Raw genomic sequence first — 19,076 nt, 5'->3', positions numbered from 1 at the left:
CAGCCGGATCGCCGGCCGCTGTCCGCCGCGTGGATCAGGGAGTGCCCTCGGGCCTGGCGCCGCCGAGGAACTCGGCCAGCCAGGCCTGCTTCTCGCCGTACCAGTGGATCGAGTTGTTGTGCTTGAGGATCCAATGGTTCTCGTCCGGGTAGTGGACGAAGCGGCTGCGCACGCCGCGGTTCTGCAGGGTGTTGAACAGCTCCACGCCGTGGTTGATCGGCACGCGGTAGTCGATCTCGCCGTGGATCACCAGGGTGGGCGTGTCGAAGTTGCCGGCGGCGTAGTGTGGCGAAGTGGCCTCGAAACGCGAGCGATCCTCCCAGAACTCGCCGTGACGGTTCCTGGATGCGCCGAAGTCGGCGGCGTACTGGCCGTACAGGTTGTACACGGCGGCATGGGCGACGATGGTCTTGAACGGATGCTCGCGCCCGAGCAGCAGCGAGGCCAGATAGCCGCCGTAGCTGGCGCCGCCGGCGGCCATGCGCTCGGCGTCGATGTACGGCTGCGCCGCCAGCCACTGCGCGGCCTTGATGGTGTCGGCGTACGGCAGGGTCGCCCAGTCGGCGGTGATCGAGTCGGCGAATTCCTGGCCGAAACCGCTGGAGCCGTGGAAGTTGTGCCAGGCGGTCACATAGCCCCAGCCGGAGAACACCTGCGCGTTCCAGCGCCAGTGGAAGCCATCGGTGATGGCGTTGTGCGGGCCGCCGTGCAGCAGCAGGTACAGCGGGTACTGCCGGCTGCGGTCGAAGCCGGGCGGGTAGTTGATCCACATCTGGATCGGCACACCGTTGGCGCCCTCGTAGGTGACGCTCTCGTAGCTGCCGAAATCGATCGTCGCCAGCAGTTCGTCGTTGAAGGCCGACAGCTTGCCGACGCGGCCGTCGCGCGGATCGACCGACACCAGGGTCGGTGGCTGCACGAAACTCTCGTTCAGCGCCACCAGCACGCGGCCGTCGCGCGACAGCGCCGGCGCGGTGAAGCTGGTGGCGGCGGTGATGGCCGTGATCCGACCGCCAGGGACATCGATGCGATACAGCCGGTTGGTGCCGGCGTCGTCGACGCTGACCACCACGCTGCGGCCGTCGCCGGCCCAGACCGGGTTGGAGACACTGCGGTCGAAGTCCGCGGTCAGCGCGCGCACCTGGCCGCTGCGGCGGTCGATCAGGTGCAGCACGGCGCGGTCGGCGTAGAAGCCGGGGATCGACTGCTTCGACCAGGCCAGCCAGCGCCCGTCCGGACTGTAGCGCGGCCCGAAGTCCGGCGCCGGGTTGTCGGCGGTGAGGTTGCGCGGCTCGCCGCCATCCAGCGGCAGCACGAACAGGTCGGGGTTCGGGCGCACGCCGGTGGGGTCGGTGTTCATCACCAGCGCGATCTCGCGGCCGTCCGGGCTGATGTCGTAATGACCGAGGCCGGGGTCCTGGTCGGGCAGCTTCACGCCACGGCCGAGGGTGATGGCCTGCGCCTCGCCGCCCTCGGCGGCGACGCGGAACAGGTGGTTCTCGCGGTCGTCCAGCCAGCGGTCCCAGTGCCGTACCGGGGCGCGGTCCCAGGCGCGGCCGGACACTTTCGAGTCCTTGCGCTCCTTCAGCCGCCTGCCCTGCGCCTCCCAGCCATCGAGTTCGGCCCAGACCCGGCTGATGAAGGCGAGGCTGCGACCATCCGGGAACCAGCGCACCGCCGAGACCCCGGTCGGCACGCGGGTCAGCCGCTGCGCCTCGCCACCGGCCAGCGGCAGCACGTAAATCTGGTTGGCCTCGTCGTCGCCGCGGCGCGACTCGAACGCGATCCGGGTGCCGTCCGGGGACCACACCGGGTTGCTGCTGTTGATGCCTTCGGCGGTGAGCGGGCGCCAGCTGCCGTCGCGCCGGTCGTGCAACCACAGGCGGCTGCTGGGCTGATCCTTGGCGCGGTCGTTGGTGACGACCGCCACGACGGCGTGGCGTCCGTCCGGGGACAGCGCCGGCGGACCCAGCCGCTTGAGCTCCCACATCGTCTCGGCGGTGAGCGGACGCTTTTCCTGCGCCTGCACAGGGACCGAGGCCAGCGCCGGCGCGAACAGCACCAGCGCGAGAATCGAAGCACGCAACATCTGGTCACTCCTGACAGGCGAACGGGCAGTGCCCGAGCCTAGCCGCCCGGCGCGGCCGCTGCCACGCCCCGGAAGTCACGCCCCGACCGCCGCTGCCACGGTCTGGGCATGGCGACTGGCCAGCACGATCGTGGCGTAGTGGATGTCGACGATGTCCTCGACCTCGTTTGCATAGCCACCCGCCATGCTCACCGACAGCGGCAGGCCGTGGCGGCGGCAGCGCTCGAACAGGAAGCGGTCGCGCTCGGCCAGCCCCGGCTTGCTCAGTGCGAGAAATCCGAGCCGGTCGCCGGCATAGGGATCGGCGCCGGCCAGATACAGCACCGCGTCCGGCCGCGCCCGGTCGATCGCCAGCGGGAGATGGCGTGCCAGCGCCTCCAGATACTCGTCATCGCCGGTACCGTCGGGCAGCGCCACGTCGAGGTCGGAGGGTGGCTTCACCGCCGGATAATTGCGCGCGGCGTGGATCGAGAAGGTGAAGATGCTGTCGTCGCCGGCACAGATGGCGGCGGTGCCGTCGCCCTGATGCACGTCGAGGTCGACGACCAGCAGCCGCCGCGCCAGCCCCAGGTGCTGCACGTGGCGTGCCGCCACCACCGTGTCGTTGAAGATGCAGTAACCGCCGCCGCGCGCGTGCGCGGCGTGATGGGTGCCGCCGGCGAGATTGACGGCGACGCCATCGCCCTCCAGCGCCGCACGCAGCGCGCCCATCGTCGCGCCCACGGAGCGGCGCGAACGCTCGATGGTCTGCGTGCTCCACGGAAAGCCCACCCGCCGCATGTCGGCCTCGACCGCCTCGCCGGCGCTCATCCGCTGGATGTAATCGGGGCAATGGGCGCGCGCCAGCTCCTCGTCGCTGGCGGCGGCCGGCTCGACCAGCTCGATGCCGAGCCGGCCGGCATCGGCGGCCACGCGCTCGTACAGCCGGCGGTACTTGGCCATCGGAAAGCGATGGTTCGCCGGCAGCGGCAGCACGAAATGGTGGCAGTAGAAAGCCTTCATCGGGCGGGATTATCCGCGCCACGGAGGCGGGGCGCTATGACGGTAAGCTTCGCCGTGGCTTGCGGTCTGGCCATCCTCTCCACGGAGCGGGTCAGGCTTGCCATAGAATGGCTGCTGGTTTCCCGGAGTCCATGATGAGCACCACTGCCCCTGCCCTGCCAGCTTCGGTCCAGGCCGAAGCCGAGCAGGCCGAACGCTTGGCCCAGCAAGGCCAGACCGCCGCCGCCGCCAGGCTCTACGAGCGGGTTCTGGCAGTCGTGCCGGACTATTCGCGCGCGCTCAGCTTCTTCGCCATGCAAGCCTATCTCGCCGGCGACCTCCCACGCGCCCGCGACTGGATCGAGCGCGCCAGCCGCGGACAACCGCGAGTGGCGCTGATCGAGGCCAACCGGGCCCTGATCCTGCGCGCCATGGGCGATGCCGACGGCGCCCTGGCGGCCTTCGAGGCGGCCCTGGCCCTGGATCCGGACTTCGTCCCGGCACGACTGGATGCCGCCGCGCTGCTGGAGGCGATGGGCCGACGCCGGGACGCCAATGCCCACTACCGCGCCGCACTGGCACGGCTGCCGCCGGCCGAAGCTCTCCCGCCAGCGCTGCGCGAGCGCGTCGAACACGCACAGCGCGCCTTGGCCGAGGAGGAGCAGGAGCTGGAGCGCTGGCTGCAGGCGCGACTCGCGCCACTGCAGTCGCAGCTGGACGAGGAGTCCCGGGCCCGCTTCGATGAGTGCTACCAGATCCTGCGCGGACGCCAGAAGCCGATGCTTCCGCGGCCCGGCTTCATGTATTTCCCGAAGCTGCCGCCGCTGACCTTCTACCCGCGGCAGCAGTTTCCCTGGGCAGAGCAGATCGAGGCCGCCACCGACGCCATCCGCGCCGAGCTGCAATCCGTGCTCGCCGAACATGACGAGCGCTTCATGCCCTACGTGCAGAAGCACGACGTTGCGCCCGGCTCGGTCTGGGAACCGCTCAACTTCCGGCACGACTGGGATGTGTTCTTTCTCTACAACCAGGGTGAGCGCGTCGAGAAACACTGCCAGGCCTGCCCGGCCACGGTCGCCGCCCTCGATGCCCTGCCGCTGGTGCGGATCCCGGGCCGTGGCCCGACCGCGTTCTTCTCGCGCCTGCGCCCTGGCACCCACATTCCGCCGCACCATGGCGCGACCAATACCCGCCTGATCGTGCACCTGCCGCTGATCGTGCCGCCTGGCTGCGGGTTCCGGGTCGGCAACGACGTGCGCGAATGGCGTCCGGGCGAGCTGCTGATATTCGATGACACCATCGAGCACGAGGCCTGGAATCACGGTGACCAGACCCGCGTGGTGCTGATCTTCGACATCTGGAATCCATTCCTCACCGAGGCCGAGCGCGAACTGGTCACCGCGGTGACCGCCGCGATGGCCGAGTACTACCCGGACCGGCAGCATGTGACCGACCCATGACCAAGCCATCTCCCGGCCGCGCGCGCCCGCTGGCGATGGCGGCCTCGGCTCAGGCCTCGGCCAGCGCCCGGATCATCGGTGCCAGCTGCGTCTGGTAGAGCTTCCAGACCTCACCGCGGTCGGTACGGATGCCATCACGCACCATTTCGCTGCTCGCGGTGGCGACGGCATCGCCACGACGCTCCACCGCCAGCATCCCCGGCTCGTAGTCCAGCCCGCAGAAGCGCGCCACGGCGCCGTCGTGATTGCCCTCGAACGAGCTGCTGCAGGAATGCAGTGCACCGCTGGACCAGTAGCGGGGCCAGACCGCCCGACGTTCCGGATGCGGGAGGTTCGGGCCGGAGGTCTTGCATGCGCCGAGCATGGTGCCCGCGCCGGGGCGCTTGCGCCACATGCTGTAGACTTGCGCCATGAGCACACCAGCCCCCAGGCCGCCCGCGGTCTCCCCCGGCCACGACCCCGCTACCGCTCCGCGCTTGCGGCGCCTTCTGCAACGCGCCGAAACCTACCGCGCCAGCGGGCAGCTGGCCGACGCCATCGCCAACTACGAAGCCTGCACCGCCATCGTTCCGGACCACGTCCCCGCCCTGCTCGGACTGGCCGAACTGCACCTCGAAGCGGGTGCCCACAACCCGGCCCGGGAGGCCGCGCTGCGCGCGCTCTCCGGGCACATGGACAGCCCGCGTACCGTGCTGCGCCTGATGGAGACGCTCAATGTACTGAGCGAATCAACGCTCATGGTCCAGATTGCGGCCCAGTTGCCACCGCCGTTGTGGGATTCGGCCCAATCGCTGGCCCAGATGGCCTACCAGCTCAGCCTGATCGGCGCCCACGATCTGGCACGCGAGTTCGCCCGCGCCGGCGTGGCGCGGGATCCGAACCATCCGCCCAGCCTCTACGTCCATGCCACGCTGGACGTCTTTTTCGGCGATATCGAATCGGCCGCCGAACACGCCGAGCGCTGCATCGCGATCCTGCCGGGCGACCCTGGCTCGCACTGGCTGCTGTCGCGCCTGCGTCAACCCGATGCCGGCCGCCGCATCGACCGGATCCGGCGCGAGCTGGCGCGCGCACCGGACGCCGAAGCCACCGCCTACCTAGCCTATGCGCTGCACAACGAACTGCACGATCAGCGCGACTACGCGGCCGCTTGGGACGCACTGGTACTGGGCTGCCGCGCCAAACGTTCCACCCTCGACTACAGCATCGAAGCGGCCGGCCGTCTGTTCGACGCGCTCATGACCTGGTCAGAGGAGGACCTGGCTGTCCGCGACGGCTGGGAGGAGGGCCCCTTCGATCCGGTCTTCGTGATCGGCCTGCACCGCTCGGGCACGACCCTGGCCGAGCGTATCCTCGGCGGGCACAGCCTGATCCGGGCCGGGGGCGAAACCTATGACCTGCGCGCCCAGCTCCGCCGCGCCAGCGGGCGGCATTTCCAGGGCGAACTCGACCCGGCGGTGGTCGAGGCCCGCTCCGGGTTCGACTATCGCGCCATCGGCGAGGGCTACATCACCGGGATGCGCTGGCGCGGCGCCGGCAAGCCCTTGGTCACCGACAAGCTGCCCAGCAACTACTACAACGTGGGCTTCATTGCCCGCGCCCTGCCCCGGGCCCGCTTCATCCACCTGCGGCGGGATCCGGTGGACGTGGGCCTCTCCAGCCTGCGCACCCTGTTCTCGCATGCCTGCCCCTACTCCTACGACCAGCTCGAATTCGTCGCGCACTACCGCCGCTACCAGGCCCTGATGCAGCATTGGCGCGATCTGCTGGGCGATCGCATCCTGGACGTGGATTACGACGATCTGGTGCAGAACCCCGAAGCCACCAGCGCTGCCATGGCGCGCTTCTGCGGCGTGGCCTACGAGCCCGGCATGCTCGCCATCGAAGCCCGCAAGGACGCCGTTTCCACCGCCAGCAGTGTGATGATGCGCGACGGCATCCGGCGCGACCGCGGCCGGATCTGGCAGGCCTACGAGCGGCAACTGTCGCCGATGATCGAAGCCGTGGCCGCCGGCTGACCCGGTCGCAGGTCGCCGGTGCCATTGGCCGCCTTCAGCCGATCGGAATCTTCGCCGGCTGCGCCCCCTCCAGCTTGAAGCGGGCGTTGAAGGCCAGCGTGATGCGGATTCTCACGCCGGGGAACCTCGAAGAACTACCTTCCAGGGGGGGCGAGTCGGGAACGCCGCGCATGTCCGGACTCGCCTGCGCTGATCAGGCACTTGCGTGCTCGATCTCGAGCAAGCCACCCCTGGCTTGCGGGCACCGCGACGCTTTGCGAGGGACCTACCGGCTGCGGATGCTCGCGTCCTCATCCTGGTGGTGGCAGAAGGTATACGACGAGCACTGGATGGTGAGCCGGCACGGCCACCGCAGCCCGGCACAGGTGCGCCGGGATCACCACGCCGCGGTGCAGCGCATGGCGGCGTGAATTACGCCCTCAGGCGTGTCCAGGAAATCGGGAGCGGTTCACCCAAGGGCGCGACGTGTCAGTTGCCGGAGGCGATCCTTCAATCGCTCCAGCGCCTTCGGTGCCACCTTCCGCTTCACCCCAGCGTTCGGCAGGCGCCCAAAGGCATAGCCCAGGAACGACCGCTCGAGCACGCTGGCCACCGCACTCTTGCTCTCGTTGATCCGCAACCGCAGTTGCGCTTCGCTTCGCTCGCTGTGGCCAGCTCGCGGGAGGACTTGCACCTCCAAGAGTGCGCCCGTGCCGGGCGCACCAAAAAGGAGGGGCCCCGGAGGGCCCCTCGCAAAACCGCCTGACCGCGAGCCTTAGAAGCTCTGGGTGTAGCGGATGTACGGCACGCGGCCGTAGCCGTCGTACAGGGCGAAGCGGAAGCCGCGGCCGGTCGGGTCGAACGGATCCTGCACCGGGTCCTTGTCGGCGACGTTCTGCACGCCAAGGGTGATGCGGCCGTTCCACGGCGCGCTCCAGGTCGCCTGCAGGTCGTGGGTGGTCCACGACGGCAGACGGTGCGAGTAGCCGTAGTCGTTCAGGCCCAGCTGGGCACGACGGCCGGCCACCGACAGCTGACCATGGACGTAGTTGAGGTTCCAGGCGAAGGTGAAGTCGCCGATGGTCCACTGGTTGGCCAGGGTGGCGCGGTTTTTCGGCAGACCCTCGCGACCGATCTGATCCTCACCATCGACCTTGTAGCTGCGCACATGGCTGACCTGGAACTGGTTGCGCAGCGCGCCCCAGTTGCCGAAGTCGAAGTTGGTGCGCAGGTTCAGGTCCAGACCGTTGGTCTCGATGGTGCCGAGGTTGGCGTAGCCGGTCTGGCCGACGATGATCTCGCCCTGCGGGCCGAACTCGACGCCCAGGCCCAGGGCCGGGTTCGGCACCGCGGTGCCGGTCGGGAACCTGCTCAGGCCCGACGGGCAGTTGGTGCCGGTGCCCTCCAGGCAGCTGACGATGGTGCCGATGCCGATGAAGGCGACGCGGTCCTCGACCTTGATGTTGTAGTAGTCGAGGGTCAGGTTGAGCCAGTCGGTGGCATCCCAGGCAAAGCCCATCGAGTACTGCTCGGACTGCTCGGACTCCAGGTTCGGGTTGGCGATCTGGTAGGTCGTGACCTGGGTCGAGCAGGTCGGCGGCTGGCCGAAGGCCAAGCAGGTCGGGGCATGCGTGATCGTGGCGGCCGAGAACGAGGGCTGCGCGGCCAGGATGTCCAGCGACGGGGCACGGAAGCCCTGGCCGTAGGAAGCACGGACAGTCAGCGCCTCCAGCGGCTGCCAGCGCACCGAGACCTTCGGCGAGGTGTCGCTGCCGTAGTCGCTGTACTTGTCGTAACGGCCGGCCAGGGACACCTCGAGGTTGCTCAGGAACGGCAACAGCACCTCGAAGTAGGCCGCCTTGACGTCACGGCTGCCGGCCGCCGAGTTGCCCGCCGAGCCGACGATCTGGCCGGACTCCGACAGCGAGTCGTACAGGTCGGCGTAGTCCTCCTTGCGGTACTCGGCGCCGACCGCCATGCCGGCGGTGCCGCCGCTGAGCTCGAACAGGTCGAAGTTGGCGTTGCCGTACACCTCCTGCAGCTTGGTGGTGCTCTCGCGATTGATGGTCGCGATCATCGAGTTGAGGACGCTGCGCGGATTGCCGAACGGGTCGTAGATGTTGTAGCGGCCATCGGCGATGAACTGCTGCGCGATCGCGCCGACCACGTAGTTGCGGCCGAGGTCGATGTACTTGTACTCGCTCTGACGCGCGCCGAAGTCGACGTCGACATCGCCGATCCGGCCCTCGAAGCCGACCAGCAGGTCGTAGACGTTCGAGTCGATGAAGGTATCGCGATTGCCGAGGGCGGCGAAGCGGTGCCGCAGGAACACCGGACGGTTCGGGTCATAGCCGGCGTTCGGGAAGCGCACCGCCGGGTGGTTCGGCGAGCCGACCGGGATGAACGGCTGGCCACCCGGCCACGGCGAGGACGGCACCGGCGCGTAACGACCGAACGACTTGACGCGGCTCACGCTCGCGTTCATGTAGGTCGACCAGTCGTCGTTGATCATGTACTCGGCGCGGGTGAACAGCGACTGGTTGCGGATCTCGGCCTCGTCGGCGGCGACGAAGGTGAAGTCGTAGAAGCAGCGGGTGGAAGCCCCCGAGCCACCGACCGAGAAGCCCGGGCCACCGCAGCCGCCCGGCGGCACCGAACCGTTGTTCGGGTTGGCCAGGAAGCCGCCCGGCAGCCAGCCGTACAGGCTGCCCGGAGCCGGGTTGGCGACCATGAAGTTGTTCGAGAAGGTCGACACACCACCGGCCGACCACTCGCGGTCACGCTGCCAGACGATGCCACGGGTGTTGTAGGAGGCACCGGCCATGATCCGGCCGCGGTCGCCGGCGGCACCGAAGATCACCGAGCCCTGCTCGGTCTCGCCGCCCGGACGCTTCGGGTTGGAGACGCCGGCGGTGAACTCGGCACCGCTGAAATCCTTGCGGGTGATGATGTTGACCACGCCGCCGATGGCGTCGGTGCCGTAGATCGCCGAAGCGCCGTCGGAGAGGATCTCGATGCGCTCGACCGCCGCCAGCGGGATCGAGTTCAGATCCTGCGCCGAACCGACGTTCGGGGCGATCGGGGCGCGACGGCCGTCGATCAGGATCAGGGTCCGGCCCTCACCGAGGCCGCGCAGGCTGATGCCGGCGAAGGACTGCGCCGACGAGCCCGACTGCGGACGGAAGGAACCGAAAGAGTTGAAGGTGGTGTTGCGCAGGAAATCCGCGACCGAGACCTCGCCCGACAGCTCGAGCTGCTGACGGTCGATCACGGTGACGGGCAGGGCGCCCTCGACATCGGCACGCTTGATGCGCGAACCGGTGACCTCGATGCGGTCGAGGGTGGCCGCCTGCTCCTGGGCCACGGCGGCCCCCATCGCGGCGGCAGACGCGGCGCCGGCCAGCAACGCAAGGCGGATCGCGCTGGGCAGCTGCTTGATGTTTGTCATCTTGTCTCTCTCCAACGTCGGAATGACTCGTTTGGAAGTTCGGAAGAAGCCGGATTTCCGGTAGATCGGGCAACCTCGGCCGAGCGAGGATAACGCAAATTTCACGCCGTGGGAAACCCTCACCATACTGGCTAGTATGGTGCGGCCGATCCACGACCGGCTGCCGCCTTCGCAGGCGGCGTACCGGGAATCGGCAGGCGCCTGCGTTCCGCAGGAGGACCGCAAACAGGGACACGCCACGGCCCACGAGCGACCGCATGCCGGAGCCGCTGCAGGCCGTGGGCGGGCTCCACCCGGACATGCGGTTCAGCCCAGGTCGCGGGAGATGCTCGCCTGCTCGTCCCGAAGCGCCGGGGGCAGGCGGGCGCCGAAGCTTTCTTTCAGGGCATTCCCGGATCGAGGCCATCGCCTGGCCCGGCCCGGCCTGCGCGGTCGGCGGCCACGCGCTCGTACAGCCGCCGGTACTTGGCCATCGGAAAGCGATGGCCCGCCGGCAACGGCAGCACGAAATGGTGGCAGTGGAAAGCCTTCATCGGGCGGGATTATCGGCCCGCGCGATGTGAAGGGGCCGGCATGACCGGCCCCTTGCGTGCAGGCGGGGCGCGCGGGCCGCCCTCAGCCCGCCAGCGCCCTGGCGATGCGCGACTGCTCGGCCTTGAGTGCGGCGGGCATGCGCGCGCCGAAGCTCTCCAGGTATTCGCCGATCGACTCGATCTCCTCGCACCAGCCCTCACGATCCAGCGAGAGCAGCTCGGCCAACGCGGCGGGCGCGAGGTCGAGGCCGTCGGTGTTGAGATCCTGCGGCCGCGGCAGGTAGCCGATCGGCGTCTCCACCGCCCCGGCCTGGCCGCCGACGCGCCGGATCATCCACTCCAGCACGCGCAGGTTGTCGCCGAAGCCGGGCCACAGGAACTTGCCATCGGCGCCCTTGCGGAACCAGTTGACATGGAAGATCTTCGGCAGCTTCGCGCCGGGCCGGTCGAAGCTCAGCCAGTGGGCGAAGTAGTCGGCGAAGTTGTAGCCGCAGAACGGCTTCATCGCCATCGAGTCGCGGCGCAGCACGCCGACCGCGCCGGTGGCGGCGGCGGTGGTTTCCGAGCCCATCGCCGCGCCGACCAGCACGCCGTGGGTCCAGTCGCGCGCCTGGAACACCAGCGGCACCAGCGAGGCGCGGCGGCCGCCGAACACGATCGCGCTGATCGGCACGCCCTGCGGATCCTCGGCCCTGGGCGACCAGCTCGGGCACTGTCTGGCACTGACCGTGAAGCGCGCGTTCGGATGCGCCGCCGGCCCGTTGGCCGGGTCGTAATCGCGGCCCTGCCAGTCCTTGGCCGGGGTGCCGGGCAGGCCCTCCCACCACGGCCGGTTGTCGGCGGTGAGGCCGACGTTGGTGAAGATGGCGTCGCGATCGAGCATCGCCATCGCATTGGGATTGGTGGCGGCGCTGGTGCCGGGGGCGACACCGAAGAAGCCGGCCTCGGGGTTGATCGCCCACAGCCGGCCGTCGGGACCGGGCTGCATCCAGCAGATGTCGTCGCCGACGGTCCACACCTTCCATCCGTCCTTCCGGTAGCCCTCGGGCGGGATCAGCATGGCGAGGTTGGTCTTGCCGCAGGCGCTGGGGAAGGCGGCGGCGAGGTAGTGCGTCTGCCCTTCCGGATTTTCGATGCCCACGATCAGCATGTGCTCGGCCAACCAGCCTTCCTGGCGCGCCTGCCAGCTGGCGATGCGCAGCGCGTGGCACTTCTTGCCGAGCAGGGCGTTGCCGCCGTAGCCGGAGCCGTAGGACTTGATCGTCAGCTCCTCGGGGAAGTGCATGATGAAGCGGCGCTCGGGGTCGAGCTCGCCGATCGAGTGCAGCCCCTTCACGAAGGTTCCCTCGCGCTCGATGCGCGCCTGCGCCGCTGCGCCCATGCGGGTCATGATGCGCATGTTGGCGACCACGTACGGGCTGTCGGTGATCTCGACGCCGCAGCGGGAGAGCGGCGAATCGATCGGACCCATGCAGTACGGGATCACGTACATCGTGCGGCCCTGCATGCAGCCGGCGAACAGGCCGTCGATCTTCGCGTGCGCCTCGGCCGGCGCCATCCAGTGGTTGTTCGGGCCGGCGTCCTCGCGTTCGCGCGTGCAGACGAAGGTCAGATGCTCGACGCGCGCCACGTCGCTGGGGTGCGAACGGTGCAGGTAGCAGCGCGGGTGGGTGTCGGGGTTGAGCGGCAGCAGGTCGCCGCCGGCGAGCATGCGCTCGACCAGCATGGCGTGCTCGGCCTCGGAGCCGTCGCACCAATGGATACTGGCCGGCCGGGTCAGGCGGGCGACCTCATCGACCCATCGGTTCAGGGCGGCTAGCGAACTGGACATGCAGCAGGACTCCCGGGCCCACGGCCTCGATCTGGAATGGAAAGGATGGGTGCCGGACCGGCGACGCAGCGCGCTCATCCCCCGGGGATCAGCGTCGCCATCACGTGCTCGACATAGGCCTCGAACTCGTCGTGGTGCAGGCGCGGCTGCTGCAACTGCAACGAGAGCTGGAGGAAGCCGACGTAGGCGGCATAGGTCAGACGCGCGCGATGTTGCGCATCGGTACGGCTCAGGCCGGCCTGGCGGAAGCTGGCGGCGAGGTAGTCGAGCCGGCGCTTGGAGACGCGCTCCATCACCGGCTTGACCACCGGATGGTCGAGCGCCTTGAGCAGCTCGGAATAGATGACGTGCGGCTTGACCTCGTGGGCGACCAGCCGGAACAGCGCACGCAGCCGCTCGCGCGGATCGGAGACGGCCTCGAGCTTGCCGAACACGGCCTCCTGCTCGAACGCCTCCCAGCGCTCCAGTGCGGCGTGCAGCAGCGCGTCGCGCGAGGGGAAATGCCAGTAGAAGCTGCCCTTGGTAACGCCCAGGCGACGCGCCAGCGGCTCGACCGCGACGGCGGCCACGCCCTGCTCGGCAACCAGGTCGAGTGCGGCCTGCGCCCAGTCGTCCGCGCTCAGGCGGGAGGGGCGGTCGAGCTTGCGCGCGGGTGCGGTCATGACGGGAGTTTAACCGCAGCGTCATCGGACGGAAAGTGGAGAAATTCCAGCGGGCGTTTGAAATCCCTTTCCAGTCAAATGGATGCACCATACGCAGGCACCATACGCAGGCGAATTGACAGCGCCCGCGCGCACGACAATACTTGTGCGTATGGTCGATTGCGTCCGCGATTCAGCCCCCGACACCCTGGCGGCAGGGGATTTCATCCTGCCCGGCGGCGATGGCCTGCCGCTCGCCTGCAGCCGTTACGGCACGGGCGCGGGCGGCCGGGTCGTGTTCGCCCACGGCTTCGGCCAGACACGCCTGGCCTGGTCACGAACGGCGCGACGGCTGGGCGCCGCGGGCTACACCGGCCTCGCCTATGACGCCCGCGGTCACGGCGACAGCGGTCGCAACCCGATCGACCGGCGCTATGACGGCGAGCAGTTCCTCGCCGATCTCGGCGCGGTGAGCGCCGCGGCCGGCGAGCGCCCCGTGCTGGTCGGCGCCTCGATGGGCGGACTGATCGGCCTGTGGGCCGAGTCGCTGCAGCCGCGCTTCGCGGCGCTGGTGCTGGTGGACATCACCCCGCGCTGGGAAAACGCCGGGCTGGAGCGCATCCTCGGCTTCATGAGTGCCCATCCGGACGGCTTCGATTCGCTGGAGCATGCGGCGGACGCGATCGCCGCCCACCTGCCGCACCGCCGTGAGCGCAAACCGCCGCAGCAACTGCGCGCGCTGCTGCGCGAAGGCGTCGACGGCCGCTGGCGCTGGCACTGGGATCCGCGCCTGCTCGACGAGTTCGCCCGCGACAGCGGACGCTATCAGAGCGCACTGCTGGAGGCGGTGCAGAACATCGCCGCGCCGGTGCTGCTGGTCAGCGGCGGACGCAGCGACCTGGTTTCCGAGGCCACGGCCGGGGAATTCCTCGATCATGTCCCGCATGCCGAACATGTCCGTCTGCCGCGCGCCACGCACATGGTCGCCGGCGACGACAACGACACTTTCACCGATACCATTCTCGATTTCCTCACCCGCCGCGTTCCCCCCGCATCCATCCCGGGAGTCCACCGATGAGCACCCTCCTGCCCTTCCTCGCCCTGCTGCTCGCGGGCGCCGTCGCCGCCTATCACCGGCTCCCGCTGGTGATCTGGGCGGCGTTGTCGGCCACGCTGCTGGTCGCCGCCGCGCTTCTCGGCGCCGGGACGGTCGCCACCGTCATCGCCGCGCTGCTGCTGGCGCTGGTGGCCGTGCCGCTGCTGATCCCGTCGTTCCGCCTCCGCCGCATCACCGCGCCACTGCTGGCCTTCTACACGAAGATCCTGCCGCCGCTCTCGGACACCGAACGCACCGCGCTGGAAGCCGGCACGGTCGGCTTCGAGGGCGAGCTGTTCTCCGGCAAGCCGGACTGGCAGCAGCTGCTGTCGCAACCCAAGCCCGAGCTCACCGCCGAAGAACAGGCCTTCCTCGACGGCCCGGTCGAGGAGGTCTGCCGGATGACCAATGACTGGGAGATCACCCACGAGCGCGCCGACCTGCCGCCGGAGATCTGGGATTACCTCAAGAAGCACCGCTTCTTCGGCATGATCATCCCGAAGGAATACGGCGGCCTGGGCTTCTCGGCACTGGCACACCACAAGGTGATCCAGAAGCTGGCCTCGATCTCCAGCACGCTCTCGTCCACCGTCGGCGTGCCCAACTCGCTCGGCCCGGCCGAGCTGCTGCTGCACTACGGCACCGAGGAGCAGAAGCGGCACTACCTGCCGCGCCTGGCCGACGGCCGCGAGATCCCGTGCTTCGCGCTCACCGGCCCCACCGCCGGTTCGGACGCCACCTCGATCCCCGACTACGGCATCGTCACCACCGGCAAGTGGGGCGGCGCCGAGGTGGTGGGCGTGAAGCTCACCTTCGACAAGCGCTACATCACGCTCGCCCCGGTCGCCACCGTCATCGGCCTGGCCTTCCGCCTGTACGACCCGGACGGGCTGCTCGGCGGCGACAAGGACCGCGGCATCACCCTGGCCCTGATCCCGCGCGACACCCCGGGCCTGGAGATCGGCCGTCGCCACATGCCGCTCAACTGCATGTTCCAGAACGGCCCGGTGCGCGGCCGCGAGGTGTTCCTGCCGCTGTCGCAGCTGATCGGCGGCGAGGATTACATCGGCCACGGCTGGCGGATGCTGGTCGAGTGTCTGTCGGTCGGCCGCGCCATCACCCTGCCCTCGACCGCCTCCGGTGGCAGCAAACTCGGCGCCGTGGTCACCGGCGCCTATGCCCGCATCCGCAAGCAGTTCGGGCTTTCGATCGGCCGTTTCGAAGGCGTGGAGGAGGCGCTGGCACGCATCGCCGGTCACGCCTACGCCGCCAGTGCGCTGGCGCAGGCCACCGCCGCCGCGGTCGACCGCGGCGAGAAGCCGGCCGTGCCCTCGGCCATCGCCAAGTACCACGCCACCGAGCTGGGACGCCAGGTCGCTATCGATGCGATGGACATCCACGGCGGCAAGGGCATCGTGCTGGGGCCACGCAACTATCTCGGCCGCAGCTGGCAGGCGGCGCCGATCCCGATCACCGTGGAAGGCGCCAACATCCTCACCCGCTCGATGATGATCTTCGGCCAGGGCGCGATCCGCTGCCATCCGTGGGTGCTCAAGGAAATGCAGGCGGCGCAGCATCCCGATCCGCAGACGCGGCTGGTCGAATTCGACCGCAACCTGTTCGGCCACATCGGCTTCGCCATCTCCAACGCGGTGCGCAGCCTCTGGTTCGGCCTGACCGCCGCACGCATCGGCTCGGCGCCGGGCGACGCCTACACGCGGCCGTTCTACCGCCGGCTCAACCGCTACTCGGCGAACCTGGCGCTGGTCGCCGACACCTCGATGCTGCTGCTCGGCGGCAAGCTCAAGTTCAAGGAAAAGCTCTCGGCGCGGCTCGGTGACGTGCTCAGCCAGTTGTACATCGCCAGCGCCATGCTCAAGCGCTTCGAGGACGAGGGCCGCCCGGTCTCGGACCGGCCGCTGCTGTCCTGGGCCATGTACGACGCCATCTACAAGATCGAGAAGGCCCTCTCCGGTGCGCTGCGCAACTTCCCGATCCGCCCGGTCGGCTGGCTGCTGTGGCTGCTGGTCTTCCCCTGGGGCCGGCGCGCGCAGGAGCCGTCCGACCGCCTCGGCCACCGCGCCGCCTCGCTGCTGATGTCGCCCGGTGACGCCCGCGACCGGCTCGCCCGCGGCGTGTTCCTCACGCCCTGCGCCAACAATCCGGCCGGCCGCATCGATGCCGCCCTGCCGAAGGTGATCCTGGCCGAGCCGGTGGAGCGCAAATTCCTCAAGTTCGTGAAGTCCGCCGAATGCACGGCGCTGGACTTCGACGGGCAACTCGCCCAGGCCGTCGAACGCGGGCATCTGACCGCGGCCGAGAAGGAACAGCTCAAGGAGCTGCATGCGCTGACCTGGGACGCCATCACCGTCGACGACTTCGACCCGGCGGACCTGGAGTCTGCCGCGCTCTATCGAAAGCGCCGGATCGAGAAGGCCGCCTGAGCCCTTGCCGATGCTCGGGGTGCGCAATGTCCACGCGCGCACATTGCGCGCGTCGGCGGCTGCGGTCGGCGCACTGATCGACACCCTGGCTTCGGACGATGACCGCCTGTGGCCGCGCGACCGCTGGCCGGCGATGCGGCTGGATCGGGCGCTGGCGATCGGTGCGCGCGGCGGCCACGGCCCGGTGCGCTACCGCGTCGAGGACTACCGGCCGGGACAGTGCGTGCGCTTCGCCTTCGAGGCGCCGCGCGGCTTCCACGGCTGGCATGGCTTCCACCTCGAAGCCGGGGACGGACACACGCGGCTGGTGCATGTACTGGAGATGCGCATCGCCGGGCCGGCGCTGCTGAGCTGGCCGCTGCTGTTCCGCCCGCTGCACGACGCCCTGCTCGAAGACGCGCTCGATCGCGCCGCGCTCGCGCTCGGCGATGCGCCCGAACGCCAACCCTGGTCGCCGTGGGTGCGTCTGCTGCGTGCCCTGCTGCGCCCCCGACGCCAATCGCGACGGAACGAACGATGAAAGAGCCCGCCCTGCTCCGCCTCCACCGCCGCATCACCCGCTGGCCCGCCGGCACTTGGCTGTTCAGCCGCGCGGTGTGCTTCCGCGCGCCCTACTTCGCCAGCATCTCACCGCGCATCACTGTGCTGGAGCCTGGCCGCTGCGAGGTGCGCATCGCCGACCGCCGCCGCGTGCACAACCACATCGGCACGGTGCACGCCATCGCCCTGTGCAACATGGCCGAACTGGCTGCCGGGCTGATGACCGACGTGACCATCCCCACGACGATGCGGTGGATTCCGAAAGGCATGCAGGTCGAATACCTGAAGAAGGCGGTCGGCCCGATGCGCGCGGTCGCCACGCCGCTGGAAGCGCCGCGCGAAGCGGCGGAAGGCTACGAGCTGCCGGTGGAGGTCGTCGTGACCGACCGCGGCGGCGAGACCGTCTTCACCGCCCGCATCCGCATGTGGGTATCGCCGCGGCGCTGAAACCACGTCTGCGCCGGAGCAGGGCACGACACCCGCCGCTGCCGCCCAGCTCCAACAGCACACCGGTGTCGTCGATGACGCGCGGGAGGGCGGACATCCCTGCCTCCGGGACTCCATCGCGGGGTGGTCGGCGATCGATCAGGTGGCCAGCGGCCGCGTCGCCGGATCCGACGCGCTGCCGAGTCGCGCCTGCTCGCGCACCACCCACCAGGCGCCGGCGCCGAGTCCGGCGGCGACCAGCACGCCGAAGCCGAACACCACGTTCGAGCCGAACGCGGCCAGGAACTTGTGCAGCCAGACGAAGATCAGATCGCCGCCGCGGTAGACCACGGTGTCGATCGCCGCCTTGGCCTTGTAGCGCGACTCGCGATCGACGCGGGTGTAGATGGTCTCGCGTGCCGGCTTGGCCAGCGAGAACTCGCCGGCCCGCAACACCACCTGCACCACCGCCACCAGCATCGGCAGCGGCGATGCCGTGAGCGCGGCGAAGCCGATCAGGATCGCGCCGGCCGGGATCAGCAGCAGCGGCGCCACCCCATAGCGGGTCAGCAGCGCACGGGTGACGAACAATTGCACGACGATGGTGAGCGTGTTGATCGCCAGGTCGATGCCCGCGTAGTAGGCCGTGCGCGCCTCGGCGTCGGCGAAGAAGGTGCGGGCGATGCGCGCCTGTTCGTTGTAGATCAGCGTGCCGACGCCGACGCCGAACAGCATCAGCAGCGCCAGCGCGCGCAGCAGCGGCTCGCGCCAGACCCGCTTCAGGCCGGCCAGGACCTCGCCGCCAATGGCCTGCTCGCCGCCGCGGATGCCGCGCTCCAGCTCGCGCCGCCGCGCCCACGGCCCCAGGCGCAGGATGCACACCACGCACAGCGTGAGCAGCCCGGCCGACACCAGCAACAGGTTGGCCACGCCCAGCTCGTTGACCAGTTGCCGGGTCAGCAGCGGCCCGACGAAGCCGCCCACGGTGCCGCCGGCGGCGATGTAGCCGTACAGGCGCTTGGCCTCGTGGTTGCTGAAGATGTCCGACATGAAACTCCAGAACACCGTGACCGCGAACAGGTTGAACACGGCGACCCAGATGAAGAACACCGCCCCACGTCCGGGAATGGCGCTGTCGAAGGCCAGATAGAAGCCGAGCAGGCAGGCGATGAAGAACAGGTACACCACCGGCAGGAACACCCGCCGCGGGAAACGGCTGACCAGCGCGCCGTACACCGGCTGCAGCAGCAGCATGCTGATGAAGGTGCCGGTGAACAGCAGTTGCAGGGTCAACTCGCCCAGCGCCACGCCGCGCGCCGCGGCCCACTCGATCATGCCGCGCGGGAACACCGCCTCGATGTCCGAGGACGCACCGAGCGCGTCACGCACCGGCCGCAGCACGTAATAGCCGGTGAGCAGGCAGAAGAAATAGGTGAACGCCCACAGCAGCGGCGGAAACTCGCTCAATGCACCGCGGAATCGCCGCAGACGGTCGAACGGAGAGCGGGTGGCGTCGCGCGTGGCCATCTGGCTGGCGTCGGGGGAGGCGCGCGCACGGTAACCGATGGACGCCGTCACCGCCACCCCGCC

Annotated in this window: 15 protein-coding genes; 7 read left to right on the top strand and 8 right to left on the bottom strand. The window is 69.4% G+C overall.

Translation table 11 applies throughout. The features are described from left to right. Positions 1 to 34: 34 nt before the first annotated feature. Both HNQ58_RS04975 and HNQ58_RS04970 read right to left on the bottom strand, forming a co-directional pair. Positions 35 to 2,089: a S9 family peptidase gene (locus HNQ58_RS04975; RefSeq protein ID WP_183947690.1), complete on the bottom strand. Its 2,055-nt coding sequence runs from the start codon at positions 2,087 to 2,089 to the stop codon at positions 35 to 37. Between the two features lie 75 nt (positions 2,090 to 2,164). Beyond that, entirely contained in the window at positions 2,165 to 3,091 is a 927-nt protein-coding gene (locus HNQ58_RS04970) for a histone deacetylase family protein (protein ID WP_183947689.1), read from the bottom strand. Between the two features lie 134 nt (positions 3,092 to 3,225). Here HNQ58_RS04970 and HNQ58_RS04965 point away from each other — a divergent pair, with 134 nt between their 5' ends. Beyond that, a complete protein-coding gene (locus HNQ58_RS04965) occupies positions 3,226 to 4,530 on the top strand; it encodes an aspartyl/asparaginyl beta-hydroxylase domain-containing protein (RefSeq protein WP_183947688.1) in 1,305 nt (434 codons plus the stop codon). Between the two features lie 49 nt (positions 4,531 to 4,579). On the opposite strand, the gene HNQ58_RS04960 is transcribed toward HNQ58_RS04965, so the two are convergent. Then, a complete protein-coding gene (locus HNQ58_RS04960) occupies positions 4,580 to 4,942 on the bottom strand; it encodes a hypothetical protein (protein ID WP_183947687.1) in 363 nt (120 codons plus the stop codon). A gap of 64 nt (positions 4,943 to 5,006) precedes the next feature. On the opposite strand from HNQ58_RS04960, the gene HNQ58_RS04955 reads away from it, so the two are divergent. Then, positions 5,007 to 6,548: a tetratricopeptide repeat-containing sulfotransferase family protein gene (locus HNQ58_RS04955; protein ID WP_183947686.1), complete on the top strand. Its 1,542-nt coding sequence runs from the start codon at positions 5,007 to 5,009 to the stop codon at positions 6,546 to 6,548. 170 nt (positions 6,549 to 6,718) lie between these two features. Then, a complete protein-coding gene (locus tag HNQ58_RS04950; protein WP_183947685.1) occupies positions 6,719 to 6,958 on the top strand; it encodes a hypothetical protein in 240 nt (79 codons plus the stop codon). Between the two features lie 344 nt (positions 6,959 to 7,302). On the opposite strand, the gene HNQ58_RS04945 is transcribed toward HNQ58_RS04950, so the two are convergent. The 4 genes from HNQ58_RS04945 to HNQ58_RS04930 form a co-directional block, all read right to left on the bottom strand. Next, a complete protein-coding gene (locus HNQ58_RS04945) occupies positions 7,303 to 9,975 on the bottom strand; it encodes a TonB-dependent receptor plug domain-containing protein (RefSeq protein ID WP_183947684.1) in 2,673 nt (890 codons plus the stop codon). 380 nt (positions 9,976 to 10,355) lie between these two features. Beyond that, positions 10,356 to 10,508 (bottom strand): hypothetical protein, encoded by a 153-nt coding sequence (locus HNQ58_RS04940; RefSeq protein ID WP_221301151.1) that lies wholly within the window; start codon positions 10,506 to 10,508, stop codon positions 10,356 to 10,358. 82 nt (positions 10,509 to 10,590) lie between these two features. After that, on the bottom strand, positions 10,591 to 12,339 hold the full coding sequence (locus HNQ58_RS04935) for a phosphoenolpyruvate carboxykinase (GTP) (RefSeq protein ID WP_183947683.1): 1,749 nt from the start codon (positions 12,337 to 12,339) through the stop codon (positions 10,591 to 10,593). 74 nt (positions 12,340 to 12,413) lie between these two features. Next, on the bottom strand, positions 12,414 to 13,001 hold the full coding sequence (locus HNQ58_RS04930) for a TetR/AcrR family transcriptional regulator (RefSeq protein WP_183947682.1): 588 nt from the start codon (positions 12,999 to 13,001) through the stop codon (positions 12,414 to 12,416). A gap of 151 nt (positions 13,002 to 13,152) precedes the next feature. Here HNQ58_RS04930 and HNQ58_RS04925 point away from each other — a divergent pair, with 151 nt between their 5' ends. The 4 genes from HNQ58_RS04925 to HNQ58_RS04910 are packed head-to-tail and all read left to right on the top strand — an operon-like array spanning position 13,153 to position 17,507. Next, entirely contained in the window at positions 13,153 to 14,058 is a 906-nt protein-coding gene (locus HNQ58_RS04925) for an alpha/beta fold hydrolase (protein ID WP_183947681.1), read from the top strand. Beyond that, positions 14,055 to 16,520: an acyl-CoA dehydrogenase gene (locus tag HNQ58_RS04920; RefSeq protein WP_183947680.1), complete on the top strand. Its 2,466-nt coding sequence runs from the start codon at positions 14,055 to 14,057 to the stop codon at positions 16,518 to 16,520. Before HNQ58_RS04925 ends, HNQ58_RS04920 begins: the two co-directional genes overlap by 4 nt. A gap of 10 nt (positions 16,521 to 16,530) precedes the next feature. Then, positions 16,531 to 17,040, top strand: coding sequence for an SRPBCC family protein (locus HNQ58_RS04915; protein WP_183947679.1), 510 nt, complete (start codon positions 16,531 to 16,533; stop codon positions 17,038 to 17,040). Next, on the top strand, positions 17,037 to 17,507 hold the full coding sequence (locus HNQ58_RS04910) for a hotdog fold domain-containing protein (RefSeq protein ID WP_183947678.1): 471 nt from the start codon (positions 17,037 to 17,039) through the stop codon (positions 17,505 to 17,507). The genes HNQ58_RS04915 and HNQ58_RS04910 overlap by 4 nt, the downstream gene beginning before the upstream one ends. A gap of 138 nt (positions 17,508 to 17,645) precedes the next feature. Here the strand turns inward: HNQ58_RS04910 and HNQ58_RS04905 are convergent, their stop codons facing one another. Continuing rightward, on the bottom strand, positions 17,646 to 19,013 hold the full coding sequence (locus HNQ58_RS04905; RefSeq protein ID WP_183947762.1) for an NTP/NDP exchange transporter: 1,368 nt from the start codon (positions 19,011 to 19,013) through the stop codon (positions 17,646 to 17,648). Positions 19,014 to 19,076 lie beyond the last annotated feature (63 nt).

This window comes from Rehaibacterium terrae (assembly GCF_014202935.1).
Lineage (GTDB): Bacteria > Pseudomonadota > Gammaproteobacteria > Xanthomonadales > Xanthomonadaceae > Rehaibacterium > Rehaibacterium terrae.
Note: the sequence above shows the minus strand (reverse complement) of the source record. Positions and strands in the feature narration are given on the sequence as shown.

What these genes read in the sequence shown, in the direction of transcription:
- HNQ58_RS04975 (WP_183947690.1), bottom strand. Translation starts at nt 2,089, where the DNA reads ATGTTGCGTGCTTCGATTCTCGCGCTGGTGCTGTTCGCGCCGGCGCTG.
- HNQ58_RS04920 (WP_183947680.1), top strand. Translation starts at nt 14,055, where the DNA reads ATGAGCACCCTCCTGCCCTTCCTCGCCCTGCTGCTCGCGGGCGCCGTC.
- HNQ58_RS04915 (WP_183947679.1), top strand. Translation starts at nt 16,531, where the DNA reads ATGCTCGGGGTGCGCAATGTCCACGCGCGCACATTGCGCGCGTCGGCG.
- HNQ58_RS04960 (WP_183947687.1), bottom strand. Translation starts at nt 4,942, where the DNA reads ATGGCGCAAGTCTACAGCATGTGGCGCAAGCGCCCCGGCGCGGGCACC.
- HNQ58_RS04940 (WP_221301151.1), bottom strand. Translation starts at nt 10,508, where the DNA reads ATGAAGGCTTTCCACTGCCACCATTTCGTGCTGCCGTTGCCGGCGGGC.
- HNQ58_RS04930 (WP_183947682.1), bottom strand. Translation starts at nt 13,001, where the DNA reads ATGACCGCACCCGCGCGCAAGCTCGACCGCCCCTCCCGCCTGAGCGCG.
- HNQ58_RS04935 (WP_183947683.1), bottom strand. Translation starts at nt 12,339, where the DNA reads ATGTCCAGTTCGCTAGCCGCCCTGAACCGATGGGTCGATGAGGTCGCC.
- HNQ58_RS04965 (WP_183947688.1), top strand. Translation starts at nt 3,226, where the DNA reads ATGAGCACCACTGCCCCTGCCCTGCCAGCTTCGGTCCAGGCCGAAGCC.
- HNQ58_RS04970 (WP_183947689.1), bottom strand. Translation starts at nt 3,091, where the DNA reads ATGAAGGCTTTCTACTGCCACCATTTCGTGCTGCCGCTGCCGGCGAAC.
- HNQ58_RS04905 (WP_183947762.1), bottom strand. Translation starts at nt 19,013, where the DNA reads ATGGCCACGCGCGACGCCACCCGCTCTCCGTTCGACCGTCTGCGGCGA.
- HNQ58_RS04950 (WP_183947685.1), top strand. Translation starts at nt 6,719, where the DNA reads ATGTCCGGACTCGCCTGCGCTGATCAGGCACTTGCGTGCTCGATCTCG.
- HNQ58_RS04925 (WP_183947681.1), top strand. Translation starts at nt 13,153, where the DNA reads ATGGTCGATTGCGTCCGCGATTCAGCCCCCGACACCCTGGCGGCAGGG.
- HNQ58_RS04945 (WP_183947684.1), bottom strand. Translation starts at nt 9,975, where the DNA reads ATGACAAACATCAAGCAGCTGCCCAGCGCGATCCGCCTTGCGTTGCTG.
- HNQ58_RS04910 (WP_183947678.1), top strand. Translation starts at nt 17,037, where the DNA reads ATGAAAGAGCCCGCCCTGCTCCGCCTCCACCGCCGCATCACCCGCTGG.